Here is a 2,543-nt window from a genome sequence, read left to right on the forward strand (position 1 = left end):
TGGGCGACTACCTGCGTCAGGCCGGCTATCAGGTGACGGCCGCGCCGACGCTGGCCGTCGCGCGCAAGTGCTTGGTGGTCAAAGACCATGGATTCGATGCACTCATCCTCGATCTGATGCTGCCCGATGGAGACGGCTTGGACCTGTGCCGCGAGCTGCGTGCGCAGCCGCGCACCCGGGCGCTGCCAGTGCTGATGCTGACGGCGCGCGGCGAGCCCATGGACCGTGTGGTGGGCTTGGAAATCGGGGCCGACGACTACCTTCCCAAGCCCTTCGAGCCACGCGAGCTGCTGGCGCGCGTGCGTGCCGTCTTGCGCCGTGCAAGCAGCGGGTCTTCCGAGGACGAGGCCGATGTGATGCGGTTCGGCCGGCTGGAGATCGACCTGGGCGCGCGCGTGGCTCGCGTGGACGGTCGCGAATGCGAGCTGACGGGCTATCAGTTTCAAATGCTCACGGTGCTGGCGCGGCACCCGGGGCGCGTGCTCTCGCGCGACCAGATCATGGATGCGCTCAAGGGGCATGCCTTGGAGGCCTTCGACCGCTCCATCGATGTGCACATTTCGCGCATCCGGGCGGCCATCGAGGACGACCCGAAGAACCCCAGGCGCATCCTCACGGTGCGCGGCACCGGCTATGTCTTCGCCAAAAAGCAAGACGCGGACGGTGTTTGAGACGTGAAGAGCCTGTACCTGCGCATCTATCTCACCGTCTTGGCGGTGCTGCTGTTGTTCGCGCTCGTGGCAGGCTGGCTGTTCAAGCGCAACATCGAGCACGAGCAGGCGCAACGCGCCAGCGCGCTGTCCTCGGAGCGACAAGCGGCTTGGGGCGAATTGTTCGCGCATGCCTTGCCGCCGGCCAGCGCGCCACGCCAGGCGCAAGCCCAAGGCTTGCAAGAGTGGTCCGAACGTCTGCGCGTGCCGCTGGCCTTGGACGATGCGCACGGCCAGCGCATTGCGGAGTCGGCCAGTTTCCGCGAGGCCCTGGACGAAGGGCCCCGGCGCTTTTGGCGCATGGAGCTCAACGACGGGCGTGTGCTGTGGGCCTTGCGGGGGCCGCCGCGTCCGCCCGGGCCGCGCGAGGGCCTCTGGCGCCGCGAGGTGCGTGTCATCACCGAGTCTGGCGAGGTACGGGCCTGGCCCCCAGCGGGGCCGCCGCCGGGGGCGCCCCCATGGGTTTGGTTCGAAGGCGCCCAGGGTCTGGTGCTCGCGCTGGTGCTGCTGTTCGTGGCCGTCTCGCTGGGCGCCTATCCGGTGGTGCGCCGACTCACGCGGCAGCTCGAAGCGCTCAAGCAAGGCGTCGAAGCCTTCGGCGCAGGCCGGCTCAGTCAACGCGTGCACGTCAGCGGCCGCGACGAAGTGGCCGCTGTGGCGGCAAGCTTCAACCGGGCAGCCGAGCGCATCGAGGCGCTGGTGCGTTCGCACAAGTCCTTGTTGGCCAATGCTTCGCACGAACTGCGCTCTCCGCTGGCGCGGCTGAAAATGGCCGTCTCATTGCTGGAGGCAGCCCCGGCCGAGTCGCGCTTGGCACTGCGGCAGGAGATCGAATCGAACATCCGCGAACTCGATGCGCTGGTCGAAGAGGTGCTGCTGGCCAGCCGGCTCGACGCGACCCAGGCCTTGGATCGCCGCGAGCCGGTCGATCTGCTGGCCTTGGCCGCCGAAGAGGGGGCCCGCGTGGAGGCCCAGGTCGAAGGTGAGCCCGTCGTCGTCATGGGCGACGAGCGCCTGCTGCGGCGCGCCCTGCGCAACCTGCTGGAGAATGCCCACCGCTACGGCGGCAGCGAGCCGCCGCTGGTGCGCGTGGATCTCCAGGGTGGTCAGGCCCGGGTGCAGGTGTGCGATCGTGGGCCGGGCGTGCCTGAGGATCAGCGTGAGCGCATCTTCGAGGCCTTCTACCGCCTGCCTGGGCATGCCGAGCATTCCGGCGGCGTGGGCCTGGGACTGAGTCTGGTGCGCCAGATCGCGCAGCGCCACGACGGGCAGGTGCGCTGCGAGCCGCGCGAAGGCGGCGGGAGTTGTTTCAGCCTGCGGCTGCCGCAGGGGGCGCCGGGCTGACGGCTGCATCCCCGTTCGTGCGTTCGGCATAGCGGTTGAAGCGCCAGGCCGTGCCTTGCAGCGTGATGCGCCGCCAGGTGGCTCGCTTCTCGGCCGCGCTCATTTCGGGCCACATCTGCACCTCGGCGAAGTCGCGCCCGCAGCCCTTGCACACCTCGTCGCCCTGGCTGGTCGAGCAGATCGCGATGCACGGCGTGTCGGGCGTGGTGGCGTACCAGGCCAGCCACGCGGCCTTGGCCTTCGGCGGCATCGTGTACTCGTCGCATTCGCTGTGACGGTAGTAAACCATCAGCGCATACACCTCGGCCAGCGCGCGCACCTCGGCGCAGGCCGTCACGCCGTCGGGCGAGGGCCGCTGCTGGCGCCACCAGTTGATGGCCGACTCGATGTCGGTGATGTGGATCCCGGCCACGGCGGCACCTTCGGGGGTCACTCCTGGGCCGCCACCAGGGCCGCCAGGGCCGTTTCGACGGCGGTGCGTTCCACACC

3 protein-coding genes are annotated in these 2,543 nt (G+C 69.5%); 2 read left to right on the top strand and 1 reads right to left on the bottom strand.

Annotation, left to right across the window (positions count from 1 at the left end):
- A partial coding sequence (locus ACK42S_RS17345) for a winged helix-turn-helix domain-containing protein (RefSeq protein ID WP_409710528.1) occupies window positions 1–671 on the top strand: 671 nt, incomplete at its 5' end.
- Window positions 672–674: 3 nt separating this feature from the next.
- Entirely contained in the window at window positions 675–2,054 is a 1,380-nt protein-coding gene (locus ACK42S_RS17350) for an ATP-binding protein (RefSeq protein ID WP_409710531.1), read from the top strand.
- Here the strand turns inward: ACK42S_RS17350 and ACK42S_RS17355 are convergent.
- A complete protein-coding gene (locus ACK42S_RS17355) occupies window positions 2,020–2,466 on the bottom strand; it encodes a DUF3717 domain-containing protein (protein ID WP_409710534.1) in 447 nt (148 codons plus the stop codon). The two genes, ACK42S_RS17350 and ACK42S_RS17355, sit on opposite strands and share 35 nt — an antisense overlap.
- Window positions 2,467–2,543: the final 77 nt, after the last annotated feature.

This window comes from Caldimonas sp. (assembly GCF_046289365.1).
GTDB lineage: Bacteria > Pseudomonadota > Gammaproteobacteria > Burkholderiales > Burkholderiaceae_C > Caldimonas.